Genomic DNA, 23,139 nt, shown 5'->3' with positions numbered 1-23,139 from the left:
GGGATCATGGACTGGTTGACCAGGCTGCCCGTGATCGGCCCCATGGCCGCGCGGCTGTTCCGCACCCACGCGTGGCACTCCTACGAGACCCTGGAACGGGTGAAGTGGACCCGGCTCGCCGCCGCGATCACCTTCACCAGCTTCGTCGCCCTCTTCCCCCTGCTCACCGTCTCCGCCGCCGTCACCGCCGCCGTCCTCGGCCCCTCGAAGGTGCGCGAGCTGGAGGGGAAGCTCGCCGAGCAGGTGCCCGGCATCTCGAAGTCCCTCGACCTCGGCGCCCTGGTGGACAACGCCGGTACGGTCGGCGTCGTCGCCGGCGCCCTGCTGCTCCTCACCGGCGTCGGCTGGGTCAGCTCCCTGCGCGAGTGCCTGCGCGCCGTCTGGGAGCTGGAGGAGAGCCCCGGCAACCCGTTCCTGCTGCGGGTGCGGGACGCCGGCGTGCTGCTGGGCCTGGGCGGGGTGGTGCTGATCTCCTTCGGCTGCTCGGCCTTCGCCTCCGCCGCCGTGAGCTGGGCCGCGGGCCGGGCCGGGCTGCCGTCCGGCGGGGCGGGCGGCGCGCTGCTGTCGGCCGCGGGCTTCTGCGCCGCCGTCCTCGCCGACGTCCTGCTGCTGCTCTACGTCCTGACCCGGCTGCCCCGCGTCCAGCCGCACCCGCGGTCCCTGCTGACCGCCGCGCTGATCGGGGCGGTCGGGCTGGAGGTGCTCAAGCTGGTGATCGGCGGCTATCTGAGCGGGGTGGCGGCCAAGAGCATGTACGGCGCGTTCGGCACGCCCGTCGCGCTGCTGCTGTGGATCAACTTCACCGCGAAGCTGCTGCTGTTCTGTGCCGCGTGGACGGCGACCACGCGGCACGACTCCTCCGCCGACCTGCTCAGGGACGCACCCGATTAGGCCCGCGCCCGCTCAGGCCCGCGGCGGGCGCCTGAGCGGCCACCGGCGGTGCACCACGTACGCGGCCCCGGCCAGGACCGCGAGCGAACCGCCGGTGATCCCCACGGCCGTCCACAGCCCGCCGCCGCCCGAGCCGGAATCGGCCACTGACGCCTGCGCCTTGTCGCCCGCCTTGCCGCCGGACTTCGCGCTCGTACTGCCGTCGGCCTTGCCGCCGGAGCCGCCCAGCGGCGGCACCAGCACCCCGACCGGCTTGACGTGCCCGACCGCCTCGAAGCCCCAGTCGAGCAGGGCCGCGGACTCCTTGTAGACCTCGTTGGGCTCCTTGGTCTCCGGGTTCATCACGGTCACCAGCAGCTTGCGGCTGCCGTGCTGGGCCACGCCCGTGAAGGTGTTCCCGGCGTTGGTCGTGGAGCCGTTCTTCACCCCCGCGATGCCCTGGTAGACGGGCACGCCCTGGCCGGTCAGCAGCCGGTTGGTGTTCTGGATGCCGAAGCTCTCGCGCTTCTTGCCCTTCTTCTCCTCGCCCGGGAACTGCGAGGTGGCGGTCGCGCAGTACTCCCGGAAGTCCTTCTTCTGCAGCCCCGAGCGGGCGAAGAGGGTCAGGTCGTAGGCGCTGGAGACCTGGCCGTCCGCGTCGTAGCCGTCCGGCGTCACCACGTGCGTGTCGTTGGCCTGGAGCTCCTCGGCGTGCGCCTGCATGTCCCGGACGGTCTGCTCGACGCCGCCGTTCATCGCGGCCAGCACATGGACGGCGTCGTTGCCCGAGCGCAGGAAGACCCCCAGCCACAGGTCCTGCACGGAGTACGTCGACTCCTCCTTGAGCCCCACCTGGCTGCTGCCCTCGCCCATGCCCTCCAGGTCCGTCGGCAGGACCTTGTGCTGCGTGGTCTTCGGGAACTTCGGCAGCACGGTGTCCGCGAAGAGCATCTTCAGCGTGGACGCCGGCGCGAGGCGCCAGTGGGCGTTCTTCGCGGCCAGCACCTCGCCCGACTCGGCGTCCGCGACCAGCCACGCGTCACCGCTGAGGCTCCTCGGCAGCGCGGGGGCCCCCGGCTCCGGCCGCACCTGGACGCCCGGTCTGCCCAGCAGCTCGCCGCCCACCTCGGACATCTTCGCCGGCGGCTGCTTGGGCGGCCTGCCCTTGCCGTCGGACGGTGTTCCGGACGGCGTTCCGCCGGGCTTTCCCGACGGGGCGTGCGTGGACGGCGGCGTGTGCGTGGCCGGCGGGGAGGGCGGGGCGGCGAACGCGGGCGAGACGGCCGCCAGGGGGAGCAGCAGCGAGGCAGAGGCGGCCACGAGGGCCGCGCCGCGCCGCCGGACTGTCTGTGATGTCGTCATCGGCACGCCGGTGAACGTACCCCTCCGCCGCGGCTCCGAGGCCGCGCCGGCGGCGCGGTCCCCCGCCGAGGACCCGATAGGACCAGTGCCGGTGCCGGATCGCATACTGAAACCCATGGTGAATCCCTCCGGGTCGTCGGCCCCTCGCACTCCCGCTGTCCTCTCCCGCCCCGTGTCCTGGTTCCTGCTCGCCTTCGGCGTCTGGAGCTGGTTCATCTGGATCACTTTCGCAAAGAATCTCTGGAAGGACGGGAGCGGGCTCGCCTTCGACGACGCGGGTGAGCCGACCGCGTACTTCTGGGTCCACTTGGCGCTCGCGGTTACCTCTTTCCTTCTGGGGACGGCCGTCGGCCTCATCGGGTTGCGTGGGGTCAGGGCGTTGCGGCGCACCTCATAGCGGTTCCCCGCCGCGACCCGCGGACAGCCCGCCCGCCCCCGGATGGCTGCGAATCGGATGGCTGGCGATCACTTGGCCCATTCCCCGGACGCACGCGCGTTCGTGTGTTTAGGTGAGGCGCGTCACTGGAAAAGGGGGCGCGGTCGATGCGTGGGATCCGGAGACGCACCAGGGGCGGGGCGGCCGTTGTCGCGGCGGCACTGATCTGGGCGGGGCTGAGCGGCTGTTCGCTCGTCTCCTCCGAGGGAGGGGACGACGGTCCGATCACGGTGGGGACGACCGACACGGTCACCACCCTCGACCCGGCGGGCGCGTACGACGCCGGATCCTGGGCGCTCTTCGGCAACCTCTACCAGTCGTTGCTCACCTTCGGCCCCGGCACCACGGCCCCCGTGCCGGACGCGGCCGACGACTGCCGCTTCACGGACGAGGGACTGCGCACGTACACCTGCCGGTTGCGGGAGGGGCTGAAGTTCGCCAACGGCCACGATCTGACGGCCCGTGACGTCAAGTTCTCCTTCGACCGGATCCGCCGCATCAAGTCGGATCAGGGGCCGGGGCCCCTGCTGTCCACCCTGGAGTCGGTCACGACGACCGGCGCGGACAGGGTGACCTTCCGGCTGCGCTCGCCGGACGCCACCTTCCCGTTCAAGATAGCCACCGGCGCGGGCTCCATCGTGGACAGCAGCCTCTACCCGGCGGACCGGCTGCGCCCCGGGGACGGGGCGGACGGCTCCGGCCCGTACCGGCTCACGTCCTACGCGGCGGGCGCGTCGGCCGAGTTGACGCCCAACGACCGCTACAAGGGCGCGGTCGGCAAGCCCGGGCACCCCGTCACCGTCGACTACTTCGCCGACCCCGGGAAGATGGCCGCGGCCTGGAAGAAGCGCTCCGTCGACGTCGTCTCGCGCCAGCTGCCGCCCGCGGACACGGCCCGGCTGTCGCTCGGCGACGACGGCGGGAAGGGGTTCCATGTCACCGAGAACGCCTCGGCGAACACCCGCTTCCTGGTCTTCAACCTGCGCGGCGGCTCCCCGCTGAAGGACGTCGCCGTCCGGCGCGCCATCGCCGCCGCCCTCGACCGCGAGGCGCTCACCCGCGACGTCCACCGCCGCACGGTCGAGCCGCTCTACTCCCTGATCCCGCAGGGCGTTTCCGGCCACACCACGTCCTTCTACGACCGCTACCCGAGGCCGGACGCGGACGAGGCGCGCCGCCTGCTGACCACCGCCGGGATCTCCCTCCCCGTCCGCTTCCGCCTCGCCTACTCCAAGGGCGCGGCGACGGGTGAGGAAGCGGCCATGATGAAGCGGCAGTTGGAGTCCACGGGTCTGTTCCGTGTCGACACCTCCTACGTCGAGTGGAAGAAGTTCCAGGAGGGCTATGCGCGCGGCGCCTACGACGCGTTCTGCCTGAGCTGGATCGCCGACTTCCCGGACGCCGACACGTTCACCAGCCCCCTCCTGGGCCCCGACAGCACCCTGCACTCCGGCTACTCCGACGACCGCGTCACCCGCCTCATCCGCCGCGCCCAGCTGAGCAGCCCGCGCGACCGCGCCACGGACACGTACCGCACGATCCAGAAGATCGTCGCCGAGGACGTCCCGCTGGTGCCGCTGTGGCAGAAGAAGGAGTACGTGGTGAGCAAGGGCGCCATCTCGGGGGCGCAGTACCTGTCGGACGGGACGGGTCTCTGGCGGCTGTGGAGGCTGGGGCGGATGTGAGGCCGTTGTGACAAGGATGTGAGCCAGTCCTTGATCGTTTTTGGTCGGGGTTGTTGGGTCGGGGTGTTGTTGTCACCGAGAACGAAGGCGGTATGTCCCGTGTCCCTCACCCCCGAGACCGAAGAAGCGGTGCGCGGCGTCGTCCGGGACCTCCAGGACGCGTTCAACGCCAAGGACGCGGACGCCCTCGGCGCGGTCTACGCGCGGGACGCCACCTGGACCAACGTCATGGGGATGCGCGCCGACGGCCGGGAGGCCATCGCCGAGGCGGCGCGGAAGGTGTTCCCGGTCCTGGCGGACCAGTTCGTCCGGTACGAGGTCCTCCGGATGTCCCCCGTCCGCCCCGACGTCATCGTCGTCAACGTGCTCCAGCACCCGGTCACGGAGTCCGGCGAGCCGGTCGAGGGCGCCAAGGGCGCGCCCCTGTACGTGATTTCGGCGGAGGAGGACGGCTGGAAGATCTCCGCCGGGGTGAACGTCCTCGTGGGCGGCCCGGCGGGCAAGTGAGTTGATCAAGGCGGTCGCCTCGGGCACGATGCGGGCATGACCCGGAATGTCCCGCCCGTCGAAGCCCTGATCGTCGTCGATGTGCAGTCCGCGTTCGTCGCCGGGGGCGAGGCCGTGCCCGCCGCGGACGAACTGCTCGCGCGGATACGTCCGCTGGTCGAACGGGCGCGGGCCGCCGGGGCGTTCGTCGTCCACCTCCAGAACGACGGCGAGCCGGGCACGTCGGACGAGCCCGGCACGCCCGGCTGGCCGCTGCACCTGCCCGTCGTGCCCGGCCCCCGGGAGGTCGTGCGCCGCAAGACGGTGGACGACGGGTTCGAGGAGACGGACCTGGAGGAGCTGCTGAGGAGCGCGGGGGTGGGCTCCCTGGCAGTCTGCGGTGTGATGTCGGAGATGTGCGTCATGGCCACCGCCCGTGCCGCCCTCGAACGCGGCTTCCGCACGGTCCTGCCGCACGACGCCCACGCCACCTACGACATACCGGCGGCCCCCGGGATCGCCGACGAGGTGCCCGCCGCGATGGCCTCGCGGGTGGCCGAGTGGGCGCTGGGCGACGAGGTGGAGATCGTGGCGCGGGCGGCGGACGTCCTCTTCGTCGCGCCACGGGCCGTGCCGGCCCTGGGGTAAACCCCGTCGCCAGCGCGGGGGTTGACCGTGGCCGGAATCCCCTCCTCCTATCCGTGACCCATGCACGCTAAGTTCCGTGCGTTGACCACTGATACTCAGGAGGACCGGTGAGAACCACTGTCGGCATAGCCATGGCCGTCGCCGCGTGCGGCGCGTTACTCGGCCCCCGCCGCCCCGACGGCCACGGCGCACACCCCCGCCGCGCCGCGGCCCACGGAGTGCCTCGACCCCTACCAGGGCGACTGGTCCCTCGGCCCGAAGACCGTTCCGGCGAAGCAGCCGGTGGCTCCGCTGGTCAAGGACTGGAAGCGGTTCGGGATCTACCCGACGGCCCGGTCGTTCCTCAACGACTGGAAGACGAACGACTGGCAGTGGGCCTACCCGGCGAACGACGGCTTCGCGGGCGAGCCGGCGCCGACGACGCTCGGGGCCGGCGCTCTGCTGGATCGTTTCGGCGGCACGGGCGGCTCGTTCGTCTCCCCGGCCGACTCCAAGAAGCCGGTCTCGTACGGCGAACGCTCCATCCCCCCGTCCAACCTCCGGACGTACCGGCAGGGCGCGACGTACGACGTCGAGTGCAACTACCACGTCTACAAGGTGAAGAAGTCCACCGTCGCGGTCACGGGCCGGAAGGGCGCCATAGCCGCGGCGTTCGGCCAGCCCGGCGGCGGCGTCCAGGTCAAGCTGGACAAGGACGTCAAGTCCCTGCTGGGGGCGGGGGCGCTGGAGGACGTCACGCCGGGCCGCGCGCGGGCGCCCCGCCGTGCGGCGGCGCCGTCGTCGCCGACCCGGGCCACGCTCCGCGCCGAGCTGCGCCGCGCGGGCGTGCCCGATGCGTACTACCGGCTGCCCGGGGCGCGTGAACCCCGGCTGCCCGCCACGGAGTTCCACGTGCTGCGGCGGGGTGCCGACGGCCGGTGGGTGGTCGCACTGAACGAGCGGGGGAGCGAGCGGGTGCTGGCCCGTTACGCGGACGAGTCGCGGGCGGCGGCCCGTCTGTACGGCGAGGTGGTCGCGCACCTCGGGTAGGCGCCGCGACCTCACGACGGGCCGCCGTCGGCGGACAGCGCATTGACTTGGAGTGCGCTCCAACTCCTAACGTCTGAGGTGTCAGACCTCGGTGACCACAGGAGGCCACATCATGCCCACTCTTCCCACCCGCAGCCTCGGCGGACTCGACGTCGGCGCCCAGGGCCTCGGCTGCATGGGCATGAGCCACGGCTACGGCGCCGCGGACGACGAGCAGTCGATCGCGACGATCCATCACGCCCTCGACCTGGGCGTCACCCTCCTCGACAGCTCCGACTTCTACGGCCACGGCCACAACGAGGAGCTGGTCGGGCGGGCCCTCGCCGACCCGCGCCGTCGCGAACAGGCCGTCGTGGCGACGAAGTTCGGGTTCGCGAACAGGCTCGGTGAGCCGACGGAGATACGGGGCGACGCCGCGTACGTCCGGCAGGCGGCCGAGGCGTCCCTGCGGCGCCTCGGCGTCGACCACATCGACCTGTACTACGTCCACCGGATCGACCGGAACGTCCCCATTGAGGAGACGGTCGGCGCGATGGCCGAGCTGGTGAAGGAGGGCAAGGTGCGTCACCTCGGCCTCTCCGAGGCGGGCGCGGAGACGATCCGGCGGGCGCACGCCGTGCACCCGATCGCCGCGCTGCAGAGCGAGTGGTCGCTGTGGACGCGGGACATCGAGGCGGAGGTGCTGCCGGTCTGCCGCGAACTGGGCGTCGGGGTCGTCCCGTTCTCCCCGCTGGGACGAGGCTTCCTGACCGGCCGCTACACGTCCCTGGACGGCCTGCCCGAGACGGACCTGCGCCGCACCCAGCCCCGCTTCACGGACGGCAACCTGGAGCGCAATCTGGCGATCGTCGAGCGCCTGGAGGCGCTGGCCGCCGAGCGCGGCGTCACCGCCGGCCAGCTGGCCCTGGCCTGGATCCAGCACCGGGGCGAGGACGTCGTCCCGATCCCGGGCACGCGCCGCCGGACGTACCTGGAGGAGAATGTCGCCGCCGCGGCCCTGACCCTGTCCGCGGACGAGCTGGCGGCCATCGACGCCGCCGCGCCGGCGGACGGTGTCGCGGGCACCCGCTACGACGCGAACAGCCTCACGTTCGTCAACGGCTGAGGCCCCGAGCGGACTTCATTCGGTCAATGCGGGTTCAGTGGCGTGATGCCTGTTCCCGCATAGGCGTCCGGAGCGAGTGACAGGACGGTGACCGGTGTGCCCGCCTTGGCCGCTTGCCAGGCGATGGCTGCCGCATGTGCCACCGGCCACTCGGTGTCCCGCCAGGCCAGAGCGTCCAGGGCGTGATCCGAGGTGAACGGCACGGGCTCGACGAAGCGCAGGGACGCGGCGTACGTCCCGGCTCCGGCGGTCCGGTGCTCGGCGGCGAGGACGGACAGCGAAGGGACCAGAACCCTTCCGGCGCCACGCGATGCCTCGACGTAAAGGCCGGTGAAGAAGGGATCCGCCCGGTACAGGGCAGTCAGGGCGGTGTGGTCGAGGACGGCTGTCAGGCTCACGCGGCGGCGCTGTTCTGGTGGGCGCGGACCTTCTCCCAGGCGGACTCTCCGGCCCTGCGGACTTCTCCGGTGTATTCGATTCCCAGCTCGCCGGCGGCCTCGATGGCCCGCTGCTCCTGCTCGTCCTGGGTGAGCTGACTCGCGGCGAGCTCCTCGAGCAGGTCCGTGATCGATGTGCCGCGCTCCTGCGCGAGGACGCGCAGCCGGTCGCGCACAGCCTCGGTGGTCTTGATGCTGGTCGGCTTGCTCATGCCCCGATTCTACCGCTGGTAGAAATTCGTGGCCGGTGCAACAGCCGTCTCCGTGCTCCCTTGCAAATGGGGCGCCATCGCGGGACCTCCTCCTCCGGCACCCCACCGGCCGCGCCCGCCCGCCGCCGCAGCGCGACCGCCGTCACCGTCAGCGCCACGGCCACCACGCCCGCCCCGGTCCAGCCGAGCGCCGTGACGTCCGTCCCGGCGTCCAGCAACTGTGAACCGCCCCAGGAACCGCCCGCGTTGCCGAGGTTGAAGGCCGAGGTGTTGGCGGCGAGGGTCAGGGCCGAGCCGCCGCCCGCGCGACCTCGAAGGCCGAACTGGCCTGGCTGGAGGCCACGATCGGCGACCTGGAGCAGGGCACCTGAAACGCGCGAGGGCCCCGCTCCGTGAACTCACGGAGCGGGGCCCTCGCCGGGTACTGCCGGGTGATCAGAAGCGACGCGTGATCAGCGCGCGCTTGACCTCCTGGATCGCCTTCGTCACCTCGATGCCGCGCGGGCAGGCATCGGTGCAGTTGAAGGTGGTGCGGCAGCGCCAGACGCCGTCCTTGTCGTTCAGGATCTCCAGGCGCTGCTCACCCGCCTCGTCGCGGGAGTCGAAGATGAAGCGGTGCGCGTTGACGATCGCCGCCGGGCCGAAGTACTGGCCGTCGTTCCAGAACACCGGGCACGAGGAGGTGCACGCGGCGCACAGGATGCACTTGGTGGTGTCGTCGAAGCGCTCGCGGTCCTCGGCGGACTGCAGGCGCTCGCGCGTCGGCTCGTTGCCCTTGGTGATCAGGAAGGGCATCACGTCCCGGTACGCCTGGAAGAAGGGCTCCATGTCGACCACGAGGTCCTTGAGGACCGTGAGGCCCTTGATGGGCTCCACAGTGATCGGCTTGGCCGGGTTGAGGTCCTTGATCAGGGTCTTGCAGGCGAGGCGGTTGCGGCCGTTGATGCGCATGGCGTCCGAGCCGCAGATGCCGTGGGCGCAGGAGCGGCGGAAGGTCAGCGTGCCGTCCAGGTCCCACTTGATCTTGTGGAGGCCGTCGAGCACACGCTCCTTCGGGTCGATCTCGACCTCGAAGTCCTGCCAGGTGGCTTCCGCCGACACCTCGGGGTTGAAGCGGCGGATGCGGAAGGTGACCTTGATGTAGGGGGAGGCCTTGGACGCAGCCTCGACCTTGTCCTCGATCGCGGTGCTCATCAGTACTTACGCTCCATGGGCTGGTAGCGGGTCTGCACGACCGGCTTGTAGTCGAGGCGGATGGAGTCCTTGCCGTCGGCGTCGACCTCGCGGTACGCCATGGTGTGGCGCATGAAGTTGACGTCGTCGCGGTTCGGGTAGTCCTCGCGGTAGTGACCGCCGCGGGACTCCTTGCGCGCCAGCGCGGACACGGCCATGACCTCGGCCAGGTCGAGCAGGTTGCCCAGCTCGATGGCCTCCAGCAGGTCGGTGTTGAAACGCTTGCCCTTGTCCTGGACGGAAACGTTCTTGTACCGCGCGCGCAGCTCGGCGATCTTCTCGACGGCCGTCTTGATGGTCTGCTCGGTGCGGAAGACCATGACGTTGGCGTCCATGGTCTCCTGCAGCTCGCGGCGCAGCTCGGCCACCCGCTCCGTGCCGGTGGACTCGCGCAGCTTCTCGACCTGGTCGACGACCAACTGGGCTGGGTTCTCCGGCAGTTCGACGTAGTCGGCCTTGTGCGCGTACTCCGCGGCGGCGATGCCCGCGCGGCGGCCGAAGACGTTGATGTCGAGGAGCGAGTTGGTGCCGAGGCGGTTGGCGCCGTGCACCGAGACGCAGGCGACCTCGCCGGCGGCGTACAGGCCCGGCACGACGGTGTCGTTGTCGGCCAGCACCTCGCCCTCGACGTTGGTCGGGATGCCGCCCATCGCGTAGTGCGCGGTCGGCTGGATCGGGATCGGGTCCGTGTAGGGCTCGATGCCGAGGTAGGTGCGCGCGAACTCGGTGATGTCCGGCAGCTTGGCGTCCAGCTGCTCCGGCGGCAGGTGGGTGAGGTCCAGGTAGACGTGGTCGCCCTCGGGACCGCAGCCGCGGCCCTCGCGGATCTCCGTGTAGATGGAGCGGGAGACGACGTCGCGGGACGCGAGGTCCTTCATGACCGGCGCGTACTTCTCCATGAAGCGCTCGCCGTCCTTGTTGCGGAGGATGCCGCCCTCACCGCGGGCGCCCTCCGTCAGCAGGATGCCCATGCGCCAGATGCCGGTCGGGTGGAACTGGAAGAACTCCATGTCCTCCAGCGGCAGTCCGCGCCGGTAGCAGGCCGCCTGGCCGTCACCGGTGAGGGTGTGCGCGTTGGAGGTCACCTTGAAGAACTTGCCGGTGCCGCCGGAGGCGTAGATGACCGACTTCGCCTGGAAGACGTGGATCTCGCCGGTGGCCAGCTCGTAGGCGACCACACCGGCGGACTTCTTGACGCCGTCCACCTCGGTGATCAGCTGGTCGAGGACGTAGAACTCGTTGAAGAACTCCACGCCCTCCTTGACGCAGTTCTGGTACAGCGTCTGGAGGATCATGTGGCCGGTGCGGTCCGCGGCGTAGCAGGACCGGCGGACCGGGGCCTCGCCGTGGTTGCGCGAGTGACCGCCGAAGCGGCGCTGGTCGATGGTGCCGTCCGGGGTGCGGTTGAACGGCAGGCCCATCTTCTCGAGGTCGAGGACCGCGTCGATGGCCTCCTTCGCCAGGATCTCCGCGGCGTCCTGGTCGACCAGGTAGTCACCGCCCTTGACCGTGTCGAAGGTGTGCCACTCCCAGTTGTCCTCCTCGACGTTGGCGAGGGCGGCGGCCATGCCGCCCTGCGCCGCGCCGGTGTGGGAGCGCGTGGGGTACAGCTTGGTCAGCACGGCGGTGCGGCTGCGCTTGGTCGACTCGATGGCCGCGCGCATTCCGGCGCCGCCGGCGCCGACGATGACGGTGTCGTACTTGTGGATCTTCATGAGAAAGCGCCTCAGCCCCGGCTCTAGCGGATGTTCGGGTCGAAGGTGAAGATCACCAGCGTGCCCAGCAGGACGGTGAACACCGTGGCGGTGTACAGCAGCATCTTCAGCCAGAAGCGGGTCGTGTCCCGCTCCGCGTAGTCGTTGATGACCGTACGCAGGCCGTTGGCGCCGTGCAGCATGGCGAGCCACAGCATGATCAGGTCCCACGCCTGCCAGAACGGCGAGGCCCAGCGGCCCGCGACGAAGGCGAAGCCGACCTTGGTGACGCCGCCGTCCAGGACCAGCTGGATCAGCAGGTGGCCGAGGACCAGGACCACGAGGACGATGCCGGACAGCCGCATGAACAGCCAGCCGTACAGCTCGAAGTTGGTGCGGGTCGCCTTCGGGCTCTTCTTGGTGCGCTTGCGCGGCGCCTCGATGACCGGGGCCGGGTTGTCGACGCCGTAGTCGGCGGCGGCCGGGGCGGCAGCGGGGGTGGTTTCAGCGGACATGTCTTGCGTCAGCTCCCGAACAGCGTGTGCAGCGTGTGCTGGAGCACGGGGTAGAAGGCACCGGCCATCAGCACGACCCAGACGGTGACGACGGACCACAGCATCTGCTTCTGGTACCGCGGGCCCTTGGACCAGAAGTCCACCGCGATGACGCGGAGGCCGTTGAGCGCGTGAAAGAGGATGGCGGCGACGAGGCCGTACTCCATCACGTTGACGACGGGTGTCTTGTACGTCGCGACGACGTCGTCGTATGCCTCGGGGGAGACACGGACGAGAGCGGTGTCGAGAACGTGCACGAACAGGAAGAAGAAAATGAGGACGCCGGTGACTCGGTGAGCCACCCAGGACCACATGCCTTCCCGGCCGCGGTAAAGCGTTCCAGCCGGCACGGAAAACCCTCCGGGAGCGGATCGGGGCCTGCCGGCTTCGCTGTCGGTCTGGCCCGGCCGGGTACGGTCCACCGGCCCTGGCCATCGTAGCGACGCCTTGTCGGTTCGGTCGCGTGGGGTGTGGCAGGTGTGATCAAACTGGCATGTACGGGTCGCCGCCGGTGGCCATGTGCCGCCCGGTGCCCCGGTGATGGCCGAACGGCCCCTGTTCAGGACGCCGGAAATTCACCCATATGAGGAATGTTTCGGGCGTGCATTCGATGGACCCGGCGGAAGAAAGAGCTACCTTCCTAGCAATTGGGAGGTTTTGCTCCATGGGTCTGCCCGTCCGTGTCACCCGCGCCACCCTGCTGAGGACCTCGGCCGTCCTCGTCGCCCTCGTCGTCGCCGGAGTCGCCCCGGGCTGCTCCCACGACGGCCCCGCCCCCACCCGCAGCGCCCCCGACGACGCCCGCTCCAGCCAGGCGCCCCCGCCCTCCTCGTCCCTCGCCGCACCCGTCACCGGCCCGCCGCGGGTCGTTCCCGCGGTGCGCTCCTTCACCGCCCGCTCCGGCCCGGGCTGGCGGCCGGCGCCCGGCGCCCGGGTCGTCGCCGACCCCCGCGGCCCGCTCGCCGACGAGGCGCGCCTCCTCGCCGGCGAGCTCCGGCTCACGGCCGCCGCCGGGCCCGCCCGCGCCGGTGACGTCGAGCTCGCGCTCCGCCCCGGCGACCCCGGCGGCGCCGAGGGCTACCGGCTGACCACCCGGTCCGGCAGGGTGCTCGTCACCGCCCCCGCCGAGGCCGGCGCCTTCTACGGCACCCGCACCGTCCTGCAGGCCGTCCGCTCCGGCGGCGGGCTCCCCGAGGGCGACGTCGAGGACGCCCCCGACCGCGCCCAGCGCGGGCTGCACCTGGACACCGCCCGCAAGCACTTCGACGCCGCCTGGATCGAGGCCCGGCTGCGCGAGCTGGCCGGCCTCAAGCTCAACCAGCTCGCCCTGCACTTCTCCGACGACCAGGGCTTCCGCATCCAGAGCGACACCCACCCCGAGATCGTCTCCCCGCAGCACCTCACCAAGGACGAGGTCCGCCGGATCGTCGCCCTCGCCGGATCCCTCCACATCACCGTGATCCCCGAGCTCGACTCGCCCGGTCACCTGGGCGCCGTCATCAAGGCCCACCCCGGCCTCCAACTGCGCGACGCCGCCGGCACGAGCACCCGGGGCGCCGTCGACATCGCCGCGCCGGACGCCGCGCGCATCGTGGACGACCTGATGCGCGAGTTCGCCCCGCTCTTCCCCGGGCCGTACTGGCACCTCGGCGGCGACGAGTACCGCGCCCTGACGGCCCGCGACCCGCAGGTCGCCTACCCGCAGCTTGCGGGGCTGGCCCGCGAGCGCTTCGGCCCGCAGGGCCGCGTCCAGGACCTGGCCACCGCCTGGCTGAACGACCGCGCCGCCGTCGCACGCTCCCTCGGCAAGACGCCCAAGGCATGGAACGACGGCTTCTTCCGCGGCGGCCTGGTCGCCCCCGACCCGGGCATCGAGGTCGAGTACTGGACCGGCCGCGAGCTGGGCGCCCGCGACCCGCAGGAATACCTGAACGAGGGACGCACGGTCGTCAACCTCAACGACCGCTACCTCTACTACGTGCTCGGCGAGCCCAACGACTTCCGCTACCCCACGGGAGAGCTCATCTACAAGGAGTGGTCGCCCGCCGTCCTGCGCGGCACGGGCGCCGTCGCCGCCGGCACCGCGGGGCCCGGCCGGGTGCCCGGCGGCCGGTTCGCCGTCTGGTGCGACCACGCCGCCGCCCAGACCCCCGAGCAGGTCGCAAACGGAATCCGGCTGCCGCTGGCCGCCACGGCCCAGCGGCTGTGGGACCCCCGCCCGCCCCAGCTGTCCTGGCCGGACTTCACCGCCCTGCACGCGCGGGTGCGCGGCGGCTGAACACCCTTGCGGCGCCGGGCCAATGGCCCACATAACGGGACGGCCCGGGCGGTCGTCGCCACGCGTCACGAAAGCGGGCTAGCCTCCGGGGTTGAACCATGCGCGGCGCCCGGTCGTTGTCCAAACGGAAGATGAACGGAAGGTACAGACACCGGTACGCGGCGCAGCTGTCCACGGCGGAAGCGCGCGAGCGCGCCCATCGCACCATCGCACCTGAACGAGGGCCCGATGAAGATCGAATTTCTGCTGCACAACGCGTACGGGATCGGCGGGACCATCCGCTCGACCGTCAACCTCGCCACCGCCCTCGCCGAGCGGCACGAGGTCCGCATCATCAGCGTCAACCGCCCCGTGGACGATCCCGAGCTCACCATCGACCCGCGCGTGCGCCTCACCCCCCTCGTCGACCTGCGCGAGGGCACCGAGGGCGACGAGTACGCCGCGCCGCTCAACCAGAAGCCCAGCGAGATCTTCCGCGACGAGCGCATCGACAACGGCCGCATGGCCGCCACCGCCCTGACCGACGAACGCGTCCGCGCCCACCTCGCGGCCACCGACGCCGACGTCGTCATCGCCACCCGCCCCAAGCTCATCGGCTACCTCGCGCAGTACGGCAGCGACCGCTACCTGCGCATCGGCCAGGAGCACCTCACCCACGAGGCGCACGTCGACGAGCTGCACGCCGTCATGGACCCGGCGATCAACGCGCTCGACGCCTTCGCCACCGTCTCCGAGGCCGACGCCGGCCACTACCGCGACCGGCTCCCCGGCGGCGGCCGCGCCAAGGTCCTCGCCATCCCCAACGCCGTCCCCGCGCCCGCCGCCGAACCCTCCGACGGCACCTCGAAGGTCATCGTCTCGGCGGGCCGGCTCGTCTCCGTCAAGCGCTACGACCGCCTCATCGACGCCTTCGCCCGCATCGCCGACGAGCGCCCCGACTGGCAGCTGCGGATCTACGGGCGCGGCACGTCCAAGGCGAAGCTGCGCGCCCGCATCGAGAAGCTCGGCCTCTACGAGCGCGTCACGCTCATGGGCGCCCGCTCGCCCATCGAGACCGAGTGGTCCAAGGGCGCCGTCGCCGCCGTCGCCTCCGACGCGGAGTCCTTCGGCATGACCATCGTCGAGGCCATGCACGCCGGACTGCCGGTCGTCGCCACGGACTGCCCGCACGGGCCGCGCGAGATCCTCACCGACGGCACCGACGGCGTCCTCGTCCCCCTCTCCTCCGACGAGGCCGCCAACGTCGAGGCGTACGCCGAGGCCCTCCTCAAGCTCACCGGCGACGCGGGCCAGCGCGCCCGGCTCGGCGCCGCCGCCCGGGGCGCCGCCAAGCGCTACGAGCCCGACGCCGTCGCCGGCCGCTACGAGCGGCTCTTCGAGGAACTGCGCCCCGGCTGCACCGCAGCCCCCAAGAAGGGCCTCCTGCGCGGCCTGTTCGGCGGCGGCCGGGCCAAGCAGCCGGCCGCCGTCCCGGACGCGACCGCCGCCGAGGCGGCCAACCCGGCCGCCCGCTGCGCCGTCACCGCCGACGGCTCCCTCCTCTTCCGCGTCCGCGCCGACGAACTCACCGCCGCCGACACGCATCTGCTGCTGCGGCACCGGGGCAGCAAGGGCAAGGAATCCGTCCGCGTCCCGCTGGAGCGGCGCGCCGGCACCTGGGCCGAGGCCCGCGTGGACCGCGCGGCGCACGCCGCCCTGCCCGAGGGCCGCTGGGACACGTACGCCGAGCGCCCCGGCGACAAGTCCCGCCGCCGCCTCCGCGCGGTCCTGGTCGAGCAGAAGGCCCTGCTCCGCCTGGAGCTCTCCGCGTCCGTGTGGATCCCCTACGAGACGAGCGACGGCTTCCTCGCCGTCCGCACCTGGCTGCGCCCCGAGCACGCGGAGGCGGTCGCGGTGCGCGTGGAGGACGACGCGGTGACGGTCACGGTGCGGCCGTACGGGGTCGAGCTGGGGGAGGGCGCGGAGCTCGTCGCCCGACTGCGGGGCGGCGACGGCTCGGTGGGCGACGTCCGCGCGCCCCTGTCCGCCGCGGACGGCGTCGCGCGGCTTCCGTACGGCGTGATGTGGCAGCGCCGTGCGGAGGAACAGGACCTGTGGGACCTGTCCATCCGCCCGGCGGCCGGGGCGCCCCTGCTCCGAGTGGGCCGTCTGGCCGGGGACTTCGCGGATCGCAAGGGCGTCGACACGTTTCCTGCGGCGGAGCGGGACGGGGTGCGGGTGCGGCCGTTCTTCACGGTGACGAACGATGTGACGCTGTCGGTGAAGGACGTGGTGGAGGGGGAGTAGTTCCCCCCGGTCCCGCCCCAACCCTCTTCCGCAGGGGCTGCGCCCCTTCGTAACCCGCCGGGGCGGGCCGCGTTCGGCGCGGCGGGCGGGGCTTCGCGCGGAGGGGCGGGGCTTCGCCCCTGCACCCCACCGGGGGCTCCGCCCCCTGGGCCCCCGTCCCTTGGGCTTACGTCCCGGGCTGTGCCCCCCTGGGCCTCCGTCCCGGCTCCGAGCCCTGGGCCCCGTCCCGGGCTCCGCCCCAGCACCCCCTCCCGGGCTGCGCCCCTGGCCCCCGAAGCGCCCTTCGGGCTCCCCCGGGGCCCCGGTCCTCGGAGTGCCGGACAGGCTGATTCAGCCCGTCCGGCGTTTGAGGACGAACGCGGCGCAGCCGCGTTGCCGGGGTCCGGGGCGGAGCATCGGGCAGGGGTGCAGGGGGCGCAGCCCCCGCCACCGCCCGGAGGGCGGTTCGGGGCCGGGGCTCGCCCCGGAGGAGACGGTGAAAGGGCGGGGCGGGGAGAAACAACCCCACCTGCACCACAACTCGCCCCTGTGACACAACCCTCACCCCCCACGCAGTACCTCCCGAAGACCCCGCACACCACCACCGGGAGAAACGATGCGCTTCTGGGGCTACCTCCTCCTCGCCCGCCGCGACCGCGCCCTCCCCGAGAGCCCGGTCCTCCGCCCGAGCCGCCACCACCTCCTCCCCACCGCCTCGTTCGGCGACGGCTGGCAGCTCTGGCACCACCCCCACCAGCCTGAACTCGGCCCCCACCAGCCCGAACTCGGCGACCTCGACGCCCTCGTCCGCGCCCTCGCCGACGAGACCGGCGCACCGGCCCTGGCCGCCTACGTGATGGAGAGCGACTGCGCCGTCGTCAGCGGCGCCGGCCCCGGCGGCGCGCCGTGGTCCGCCTGCCTGGGGCGCCGGGCCCTCGCGGGCTACATGGCCGATACGGGTCTGGCCCTCGACGAGCTCTTCCCCGATCCCCGCGCCGCCGCGGCGCACTGCTCGGCCTGGGCCGCCGCCGCGGGCCACACCGCGGACCCCGCCGAACTCGCGGCCGTCCTCACCGCCGAGCCCGAACCGCGCGTGGAGAACCTCTTCGAGGACCTGCTCGCGCACCTCGGGATAGACGGCGGCCGACGGCCGGGGCCGCCACCCCCCACAGGAGAGGCCCCGGCCGCCACCCGCTGCGAACCCCGGTGAGGCCCGCACTCCCTTCAGCGCCGGACGGCGGTTTTCCGTCACACCGGGTCCGTACCGGAGCCGTCCTGGACGGAGACGGCCCGCGGCCCGTAACGTGCGGGGCCGCGCGTGTCCTGTGGGGGGAGACGAAGAGATGCATCCGTGCGGTCACTGCCGGGCAGCCGCCGTGGGCCCGGACGGCCGGTGCGCGGCCTGCGGCGCGTATCAGCAGCAGTACCGGCAGCAGTACCGGCAGGCGTCGGATCCCCAGGGCTTCGCCGCTCTCGGCCCGCCTCCCGGGCTCGCCCCCGGCCCGCCACCGCCCGTGGCCCACACCGGTGTTGACCTCCGCCGTGGCCTGCGCCGCTCGCTCACCGCGCTGCTCACCCTGTCCCTGCTCGCCCTGCTGCTGCTCGCCGCCGCGCGGTTCCAGCAGCGCGGCGCGCTCGCGGACGTCGTCGCCGAGGGGCCGGACCTCACCGAGGGGACGGCGGAACGGGCCGACGCCGCGGACGCCTTCCACGCCTCGATGACCCTCGTCGCCGGCGTACTGGGACTCGGCACGGCGGCCCTGTGGGCGGCGTGGTTCCGCCGCGTCCGGCTCAACGCCGAGGTCCTGGCGCCCGGTTCGCACCGTTTCGGCAGCGGGTGGGCGGCCGGCGCGTGGTTCACGCCGGTCGTCAACCTCTGGTTCCCCAAACGGATCGCCAACGACATCTGGCGGGCCAGCGCACCCCCCGGCCCGCAGGGCCCGCCCAGGGGCCTGCTCAACGTCTGGTGGGTGTGCGCCGTCGTCGCCGGCGCGGTCAACGCCGCGACGACCACGGCGTACGTGCTGACCGAGCGGGATGACGCGCGCCGGCTGCGGACCCTGGCCGGCGCCAGCGCCTTCGGGTATCTGCTCTGCGCGGTCGCCGGCGTGCTCGCCCTGCTGGTCGTACGGCAGTTGACGCGGATGCAGGAGGAACGGGCCCTGGAGGCACTGTCGTACGAGACGTACCAGGCGTATCCGACGGCTCCGGCGGCGTATTCACCCGGCCCGTACGGCCCGTTGCCTCCGATGCCGTCGGCCCCGTACGGTCCTTCGTACGGCAATCCGTACGGCGGCCCGCAGGGCAATCCGTACGGCGGCGGACCTGCGGGTTACTGATCCATCAGTTCTGCAAGTGGTGCAGGATGTGGGTGTGCAGGGGGATGACGCTGAACTGACCGCCGCGGTACGCGCGGCACAGGGCGGTGACGACACGGCGTTCCGCACCGTCTACCGGTCCGTACAGCCTCGCCTGCTGGGGTACGTGCGCACACTCGTCGGCGAATCCGACGCGGAGGACGTGGCGTCCGAGGCGTGGCTCCAAATAGCCCGTGATCTGGGCCGGTTCACCGGCGACGCGGACCGATTCCGCGGCTGGGCGGCCAGGATCGCCCGCAACCGCGCGCTCGACCACCTACGGATGCGCGGCCGGCGTCCCGCCGTCGGCGGCGACGACAGCGAACTCGCGACCCGCGCCGGGAACGCGGACACGGCGGGGGAGGCCCTGGAGGCCCTCGGCACCGGCCGCGCCCTGGCCCTCATCGCCCGGCTCCCGCAGGACCAGGCCGAGGCCGTCGTCCTGCGCGTGGTCGTCGGCCTCGACGCCGCGACCGCCGCGGAGGTGCTGGGCAAACGGCCCGGCGCGGTCCGCACGGCCGCCCACCGGGGCCTGCGCAGGCTGGCCGAACTGATGACGACCGCGACGGAGACGACGGGAGGGACCGGGATGAACGGACGGGACGGGCAGGACGGACGGGACGGACGGGACGGCGTTCCGGGCCGGCACCGGTCACCCACCGGAGCGAGGCCCTCTCGCGGTGTGACGCGATTGCGTGCCCGGACGCAGAAGGACATGTGATGGCGGACGACCACGGGTGGGACCACGGCCCGACGGCCGAGGAGCACCGTGCGGCGCACGAACCCGATGACGAAGCGAGGGCCCGCGGCGTCATGGGTCCGAACTGCCGTGACGAGACGGCCGCGTTGAAGGCCCTGCGCACCCTCGTCGCCCCCCTGCCCGAGCCCGGCACCCCGCTCCCCGGCGAGGAGGCGGCGCTGTCCGCGTTCCGCGCGGCGCGGGCGGCAGGTGTGCGGACCCCCGGTCCGGGGGGCGGGCGCCGCACCGCCCGGCGCCGCCGTCCCGTGCGTGCCGCGCTCGTACTCGCCTTCGCCGGCTGCGCGTTGAGCGGTGTCGCCGTGGCCTCCGGACTCGTCGGGCTGCCCGCGCCGTTCGGGACCGAGGCCCGCGGCCCGGCGGCCGGGGAGGGACAGGTGGCCGCGAGCGCCGGCCCCGGCGCGCGGACCGGCCGTCCCGTCGACGCGTCCGGCCCGTCCCCGTCCCGCGTCCCGCGGGCGGACGACGGGCCGCTCCCGCCGCCCTCCGCGCACCCCGGCGGCCGTCGCGGCGCCGGCCCCGGCGGCGGTACGGCCGCGCCGGGCACGCCGTCCGGCGGAAGCCCCTCCGCGTCCTCGCCGCCGGACGAACGGCCGGAGAAGGACACGGACACGGGAACGGACAGGGACACGGGGACGAGGAGGAGGAAGGACGGCGACCCGCCGTCCCACGACGAGGACCGGGGCCACCGCCGCTGGGCGGCCCGCCTCTGCCGGGACTACCTCCTGGAGGGGAAATGGCGGGAAAGAGCCGACGAGGGCGCGGTGCGCACCCTCGAACGCGAGGCCGGCGGCCGGTCCGGCGTCCGCGGCTACTGCGAACAGCTGCTGCGCGACGAGAGGGGAAGGGAAGGGGACGAGGACGGGGGCGACGAGGCTCATGGCGGGCGGCACCCGTCCGGCCCGTCCGGCCCACCCGGCGACGGGAGCGGCGGGAGCGACGGGAGCGGCGGAAGCGCCCACCCGTCCGCCCCGGCCCAGGACCCCACCCCGGAGCCCACTCCGGACCCCGCCCCGTCCGTGACGTTTTCCGGCACCCCGGCGCTGTAGGGAGTGGGCCGACTGGTCATCGGCCGCGCGGGAGCCGCAGTTCCCCCCTTATTGCCGGCTCCGCGCACGGCGCGGGCGGGGCACATCCCCCGGCCCTGCCCGCGCTCCTCGCATCGGCCGACGGCGGCAGGCGTGTGCGCGTCCCCTGACACCCTCCTCCGCCCGCCGCTACAGTCCGGTGCCCGGGGCGGCGTTCGCACGGCGGGAGTCACTCATGGATCAGGCACCCCGGACCACCGAGTCCGGACTCGGCATCCGGCCCGTCTACGGGCCCGCCGACCTCGACGGCTGGGACCCCGCGGAACGGCTCGGCGAGCCCGGTTCGTACCCGTACACCCGCGGCATCCACCCCACCATGTACACCGGCCGCCCCTGGACGATGCGCCAGTACGCCGGGTTCGGCACCGCGGCCGAGTCCAACGCCCGCTACCGGCAGCTGATCGCCCACGGCGGGCACGGCCTCTCCGTCGCCTTCGACCTGCCCACCCAGATGGGCCACGACTCCGACGCGCCCCTCGCGCACGGCGAGGTCGGCAAGGTCGGCGTCGCCGTCGACTCGGTCGAGGACGTGCGGCTGCTCTTCGACGGCATCCCGCTCGACCGCGTCTCCACGTCGATGACCATCAACGCCCCGGCCGCGCTGCTCCTGCTCATGTACCAGATCGCCGGCGAGGAACAGGGCGTCGCCGCGGAGCAGTTGACGGGCACGATCCAGAACGACGTCCTCAAGGAGTACATCGCCCGCGGCACGTACATCTTCCCGCCCGCCCCGACGCTGCGCCTCACCTCCGACATCTTCCGCTACTGCCGCACCGCGATCCCCCGCTGGAACACCATCTCCATCTCCGGCTACCACATGGCCGAGGCGGGCGCCTCGCCCGCGCAGGAGATCGCCTTCACGCTCACCAACGGGATCGAGTACGTACGCGCCGCCGTCGCCGCCGGGATGGCCGTGGACGACTTCGCACCCCGCCTCTCGTTCTTCTTCGTCGCCCGCACGACGCTGCTGGAGGAGGTCGCCAAGTTCCGTGCCGCGCGCCGGATCTGGGCGCGCGTGATGCGGGACGACTTCGGCGCCCGCGCCCCGAAGTCGCAGATGCTGCGCTTCCACACCCAGACCGCGGGCGTCCAGCTCACCGCCCAGCAGCCGGAGGTGAACCTGGCGCGGGTCACGGTGCAGGGGCTGGCCGCCGTCCTCGGCGGCACCCAGTCCCTGCACACCAACTCCTACGACGAGGCCATCGCCCTCCCCGGCGCGAAGGCCGCCCGGCTCGCCCTGCGCACCCAGCAGGTCCTCGCCCACGAGACGGACGTGACCGCGACCGTCGACCCGTTCGCCGGTTCGTACGTCGTCGAGTCCCTCACCGACGAGCTGGAGGCGGCGGCCGTGGCGCTGATGACCCGCGTCGAGGACCTCGGCGGCGCCGTGGCCGCGATCGAGCGCGGCTTCCAGAAGGGCGAGATCGAGCGGAACGCGTACCGCATCGCGCAGGAGACCGAGAGCGGCGCACGCGTGGTCGTCGGCGTCAACCGCTACCGCCTGGACGAGGAGGAGCTGGCCGGGGAGGAGCCCTACGTCCCGCTGCGCGTGGACCCCGCGATCGAGACCCTCCAGCGCGAACGCCTCGCCGCGCTGCGCTCGCACCGGTCCGCGCGGGCCGTCGGCTCCGCCCTGACCGCGCTGCGCCGCGCCGCCACCACTCCTGAAGCGAGAACGTCCTCCCCCCGATGAAGGAGGCCCTGCGCGCCCCGTGCCACGGTCGGCGAGGTCTGCGGAGCCCTCCGGGAGGTATGGGGTTCCCACATCCCGACGGGAGACGTTCTGAACATTTGCGACACTTGAGGGATGTCCGCACCCCGCCGCAGCTGCCCCGTCTGCTCCCGAGAGATCGCCGTCGTCGGCGGGCCGCTACGCCCGCCACGACCCGCCGGGCCGCCGCGTCTCCTACGACCTCGTCTCTGCCCCCGGCTCCCGCCGTTCGGCGCCCCTCCTGGCGACCGAACCCCGGCTCTTCGACCCGGAGGAGCCGCCGATGGACGGGCAGGGGGAGCTCTTCTAACCGGCTGCGCAGTACGCGTCCCCGGACGGCCGCTTCCCGGTGGTGAGGTATGCGGTGACGGCCCGGTCGCCGCAGGCGTTCCCGTTGCCGAGGTAGACGCCGTGGCCGCCGCGGTCGACCGTGACGAGGCGGGCGCGCTGCCCCAGCGCCTCGCGCATCTTCAGGGCGCCGAAGTAGGGGGTCGAGGGGTCGCGCAGGTTCTGGATCATCAGGATGTCGGACGGGCCCTCGGACGTGAGCCGGACGGGCTTCTCGGCGGCGTCGTTCTTCCAGAACGCGCAGGGGGTGATGCCCACCGGCATCCCCGCCGTCAGCGGGTACCGGGCCCGGTCGGCGGCCACGTCACGGGCGTACGAGCGGACGGAACGCGGCCAGCGGACGTCGTTGCAGATGGTGGCCACCGTGACGGCCGCGTCCTCGTCGGGCGCCGGGTGCGCGAGGAACGGCGGCAGGACGGGCGTCCGCCGCGGGTCGCGGGCCGCCCGGACCAGCTCGGCGAACCCCTCGAACTCGTTCCCGTACAGCGTCTGCTGCAACGCCTGGCGCAGTCGGTTGCCGGTCAGCGGCGGGCCCGGGACCAGGACCGGCTTCCCGTCCTCGCCGCGCTCCTCCACGACCGCCG

21 protein-coding genes and 2 pseudogenes are annotated in these 23,139 nt (G+C 72.8%); 15 read left to right on the top strand and 8 right to left on the bottom strand.

What is annotated here, in order from left to right:
- Positions 1-6: 6 nt before the first annotated feature.
- On the top strand, positions 7-891 hold the full coding sequence (locus tag ABD794_RS03615) for a YihY/virulence factor BrkB family protein (RefSeq protein WP_344960859.1): 885 nt from the start codon (positions 7-9) through the stop codon (positions 889-891).
- A gap of 12 nt (positions 892-903) precedes the next feature.
- On the opposite strand, the gene ABD794_RS03610 is transcribed toward ABD794_RS03615, so the two are convergent.
- A complete protein-coding gene (locus tag ABD794_RS03610) occupies positions 904-2,448 on the bottom strand; it encodes a D-alanyl-D-alanine carboxypeptidase family protein (RefSeq protein ID WP_425585912.1) in 1,545 nt (514 codons plus the stop codon).
- Here ABD794_RS03610 and ABD794_RS03605 point away from each other — a divergent pair.
- The 6 genes from ABD794_RS03605 (at position 2,348) to ABD794_RS03580 (ending at position 7,621) form a co-directional block, all read left to right on the top strand.
- On the top strand, positions 2,348-2,629 hold the full coding sequence (locus ABD794_RS03605; protein ID WP_344960857.1) for an SCO4848 family membrane protein: 282 nt from the start codon (positions 2,348-2,350) through the stop codon (positions 2,627-2,629). The two genes, ABD794_RS03610 and ABD794_RS03605, sit on opposite strands and share 101 nt — an antisense overlap.
- Before the next feature lie 146 nt (positions 2,630-2,775).
- Positions 2,776-4,353 (top strand): ABC transporter substrate-binding protein, encoded by a 1,578-nt coding sequence (locus ABD794_RS03600; RefSeq protein ID WP_344960856.1) that lies wholly within the window; start codon positions 2,776-2,778, stop codon positions 4,351-4,353.
- 99 nt (positions 4,354-4,452) lie between these two features.
- Positions 4,453-4,860, top strand: a complete 408-nt coding sequence (locus ABD794_RS03595) for a YybH family protein (protein ID WP_344960855.1) — start codon at positions 4,453-4,455, stop codon at positions 4,858-4,860.
- A 36-nt stretch (positions 4,861-4,896) separates the two neighbouring features.
- Positions 4,897-5,487, top strand: coding sequence for a cysteine hydrolase family protein (locus ABD794_RS03590; protein WP_344960854.1), 591 nt, complete (start codon positions 4,897-4,899; stop codon positions 5,485-5,487).
- A 282-nt stretch (positions 5,488-5,769) separates the two neighbouring features.
- Positions 5,770-6,516: a TNT domain-containing protein gene (locus ABD794_RS03585; protein ID WP_344960853.1), complete on the top strand. Its 747-nt coding sequence runs from the start codon at positions 5,770-5,772 to the stop codon at positions 6,514-6,516.
- Between the two features lie 112 nt (positions 6,517-6,628).
- Positions 6,629-7,621, top strand: coding sequence for an aldo/keto reductase (locus ABD794_RS03580; RefSeq protein ID WP_344960852.1), 993 nt, complete (start codon positions 6,629-6,631; stop codon positions 7,619-7,621).
- A 23-nt stretch (positions 7,622-7,644) separates the two neighbouring features.
- On the opposite strand, the gene ABD794_RS03575 is transcribed toward ABD794_RS03580, so the two are convergent.
- The 6 genes from ABD794_RS03575 to sdhC all read right to left on the bottom strand — a co-directional run bounded on the left by ABD794_RS03575 (position 7,645) and on the right by sdhC (position 12,101).
- The gene (locus ABD794_RS03575; RefSeq protein WP_344960851.1) at positions 7,645-8,019 is read right to left on the bottom strand and encodes a PIN domain-containing protein; all 375 of its coding nucleotides are present in this window, start codon (positions 8,017-8,019) and stop codon (positions 7,645-7,647) included.
- On the bottom strand, positions 8,016-8,270 hold the full coding sequence (locus ABD794_RS03570) for a hypothetical protein (protein WP_344960850.1): 255 nt from the start codon (positions 8,268-8,270) through the stop codon (positions 8,016-8,018). The genes ABD794_RS03575 and ABD794_RS03570 overlap by 4 nt, the downstream gene beginning before the upstream one ends.
- Before the next feature lie 435 nt (positions 8,271-8,705).
- Entirely contained in the window at positions 8,706-9,464 is a 759-nt protein-coding gene (locus tag ABD794_RS03565; protein WP_344960849.1) for a succinate dehydrogenase iron-sulfur subunit, read from the bottom strand.
- Positions 9,464-11,218: a succinate dehydrogenase flavoprotein subunit gene (gene sdhA, locus ABD794_RS03560; RefSeq protein ID WP_344960847.1), complete on the bottom strand. Its 1,755-nt coding sequence runs from the start codon at positions 11,216-11,218 to the stop codon at positions 9,464-9,466. Before sdhA ends, ABD794_RS03565 begins: the two co-directional genes overlap by 1 nt.
- A 23-nt stretch (positions 11,219-11,241) precedes the next feature.
- Entirely contained in the window at positions 11,242-11,712 is a 471-nt protein-coding gene (locus ABD794_RS03555; protein WP_344960846.1) for a succinate dehydrogenase hydrophobic membrane anchor subunit, read from the bottom strand.
- Between the two features lie 8 nt (positions 11,713-11,720).
- Positions 11,721-12,101, bottom strand: a complete 381-nt coding sequence (gene sdhC, locus ABD794_RS03550; protein ID WP_344960845.1) for a succinate dehydrogenase, cytochrome b556 subunit — start codon at positions 12,099-12,101, stop codon at positions 11,721-11,723.
- A gap of 314 nt (positions 12,102-12,415) precedes the next feature.
- Here sdhC and ABD794_RS03545 point away from each other — a divergent pair, with 314 nt between their 5' ends.
- The 8 genes and pseudogenes from ABD794_RS03545 (at position 12,416) to ABD794_RS03510 (ending at position 22,517) form a co-directional block, all read left to right on the top strand.
- Positions 12,416-14,029: a beta-N-acetylhexosaminidase gene (locus ABD794_RS03545; protein WP_344960844.1), complete on the top strand. Its 1,614-nt coding sequence runs from the start codon at positions 12,416-12,418 to the stop codon at positions 14,027-14,029.
- A gap of 228 nt (positions 14,030-14,257) precedes the next feature.
- On the top strand, positions 14,258-16,315 hold the full coding sequence (locus ABD794_RS03540; RefSeq protein ID WP_344960843.1) for a glycosyltransferase: 2,058 nt from the start codon (positions 14,258-14,260) through the stop codon (positions 16,313-16,315).
- Positions 16,316-16,910: 595 nt separating this feature from the next.
- Positions 16,911-17,504, top strand: a complete 594-nt coding sequence (locus ABD794_RS03535) for a hypothetical protein (RefSeq protein WP_344960842.1) — start codon at positions 16,911-16,913, stop codon at positions 17,502-17,504.
- Positions 17,505-17,637: 133 nt separating this feature from the next.
- The gene (locus ABD794_RS03530) at positions 17,638-18,633 is read left to right on the top strand and encodes a DUF4328 domain-containing protein (RefSeq protein WP_344960841.1); all 996 of its coding nucleotides are present in this window, start codon (positions 17,638-17,640) and stop codon (positions 18,631-18,633) included.
- A 34-nt stretch (positions 18,634-18,667) separates the two neighbouring features.
- Complete coding sequence (locus ABD794_RS03525) at positions 18,668-19,372, top strand: RNA polymerase sigma factor (RefSeq protein ID WP_344960840.1); 705 nt, start codon at positions 18,668-18,670, stop codon at positions 19,370-19,372.
- Positions 19,372-20,457 carry a hypothetical protein gene (locus ABD794_RS03520; protein ID WP_344960839.1) on the top strand — a complete coding sequence of 362 codons (1,086 nt, stop codon included), beginning with the start codon at positions 19,372-19,374 and terminating at the stop codon, positions 20,455-20,457. Before ABD794_RS03525 ends, ABD794_RS03520 begins: the two co-directional genes overlap by 1 nt.
- Positions 20,458-20,671: 214 nt before the next feature.
- A pseudogene (locus tag ABD794_RS03515) lies at positions 20,672-22,300 on the top strand (acyl-CoA mutase large subunit family protein).
- A gap of 3 nt (positions 22,301-22,303) precedes the next feature.
- Positions 22,304-22,517: pseudogene (locus tag ABD794_RS03510) on the top strand (hypothetical protein).
- Here ABD794_RS03510 and ABD794_RS03505 read toward each other — a convergent pair.
- On the bottom strand, positions 22,514-23,139 hold a 626-nt coding region (locus ABD794_RS03505), incomplete at its 5' end, for an alpha/beta hydrolase (RefSeq protein ID WP_344960838.1). The pseudogene ABD794_RS03510 and the gene ABD794_RS03505 overlap by 4 nt on opposite strands.

This window comes from Streptomyces thioluteus (genome assembly GCF_039535865.1).
This window is presented reverse-complemented; position numbering and strand designations above follow the sequence as displayed.

Bases quoted from the DNA above. Each gene is read 5' to 3' on its own strand.
- ABD794_RS03520 (WP_344960839.1), top strand. From the start codon at position 19,372: ATGGCGGACGACCACGGGTGGGACCACGGCCCGACGGCCGAGGAGCAC.
- ABD794_RS03565 (WP_344960849.1), bottom strand. From the start codon at position 9,464: ATGAGCACCGCGATCGAGGACAAGGTCGAGGCTGCGTCCAAGGCCTCC.
- ABD794_RS03540 (WP_344960843.1), top strand. From the start codon at position 14,258: ATGAAGATCGAATTTCTGCTGCACAACGCGTACGGGATCGGCGGGACC.
- ABD794_RS03605 (WP_344960857.1), top strand. From the start codon at position 2,348: ATGGTGAATCCCTCCGGGTCGTCGGCCCCTCGCACTCCCGCTGTCCTC.
- ABD794_RS03610 (WP_425585912.1), bottom strand. From the start codon at position 2,448: ATGAACCAGCTCCAGACGCCGAAGGCGAGCAGGAACCAGGACACGGGG.
- ABD794_RS03535 (WP_344960842.1), top strand. From the start codon at position 16,911: ATGCGCTTCTGGGGCTACCTCCTCCTCGCCCGCCGCGACCGCGCCCTC.
- ABD794_RS03600 (WP_344960856.1), top strand. From the start codon at position 2,776: ATGCGTGGGATCCGGAGACGCACCAGGGGCGGGGCGGCCGTTGTCGCG.
- ABD794_RS03580 (WP_344960852.1), top strand. From the start codon at position 6,629: ATGCCCACTCTTCCCACCCGCAGCCTCGGCGGACTCGACGTCGGCGCC.
- ABD794_RS03570 (WP_344960850.1), bottom strand. From the start codon at position 8,270: ATGAGCAAGCCGACCAGCATCAAGACCACCGAGGCTGTGCGCGACCGG.
- ABD794_RS03555 (WP_344960846.1), bottom strand. From the start codon at position 11,712: ATGTCCGCTGAAACCACCCCCGCTGCCGCCCCGGCCGCCGCCGACTAC.
- sdhA (WP_344960847.1), bottom strand. From the start codon at position 11,218: ATGAAGATCCACAAGTACGACACCGTCATCGTCGGCGCCGGCGGCGCC.
- ABD794_RS03530 (WP_344960841.1), top strand. From the start codon at position 17,638: ATGCATCCGTGCGGTCACTGCCGGGCAGCCGCCGTGGGCCCGGACGGC.
- ABD794_RS03615 (WP_344960859.1), top strand. From the start codon at position 7: ATGGACTGGTTGACCAGGCTGCCCGTGATCGGCCCCATGGCCGCGCGG.
- ABD794_RS03545 (WP_344960844.1), top strand. From the start codon at position 12,416: ATGGGTCTGCCCGTCCGTGTCACCCGCGCCACCCTGCTGAGGACCTCG.
- ABD794_RS03590 (WP_344960854.1), top strand. From the start codon at position 4,897: ATGACCCGGAATGTCCCGCCCGTCGAAGCCCTGATCGTCGTCGATGTG.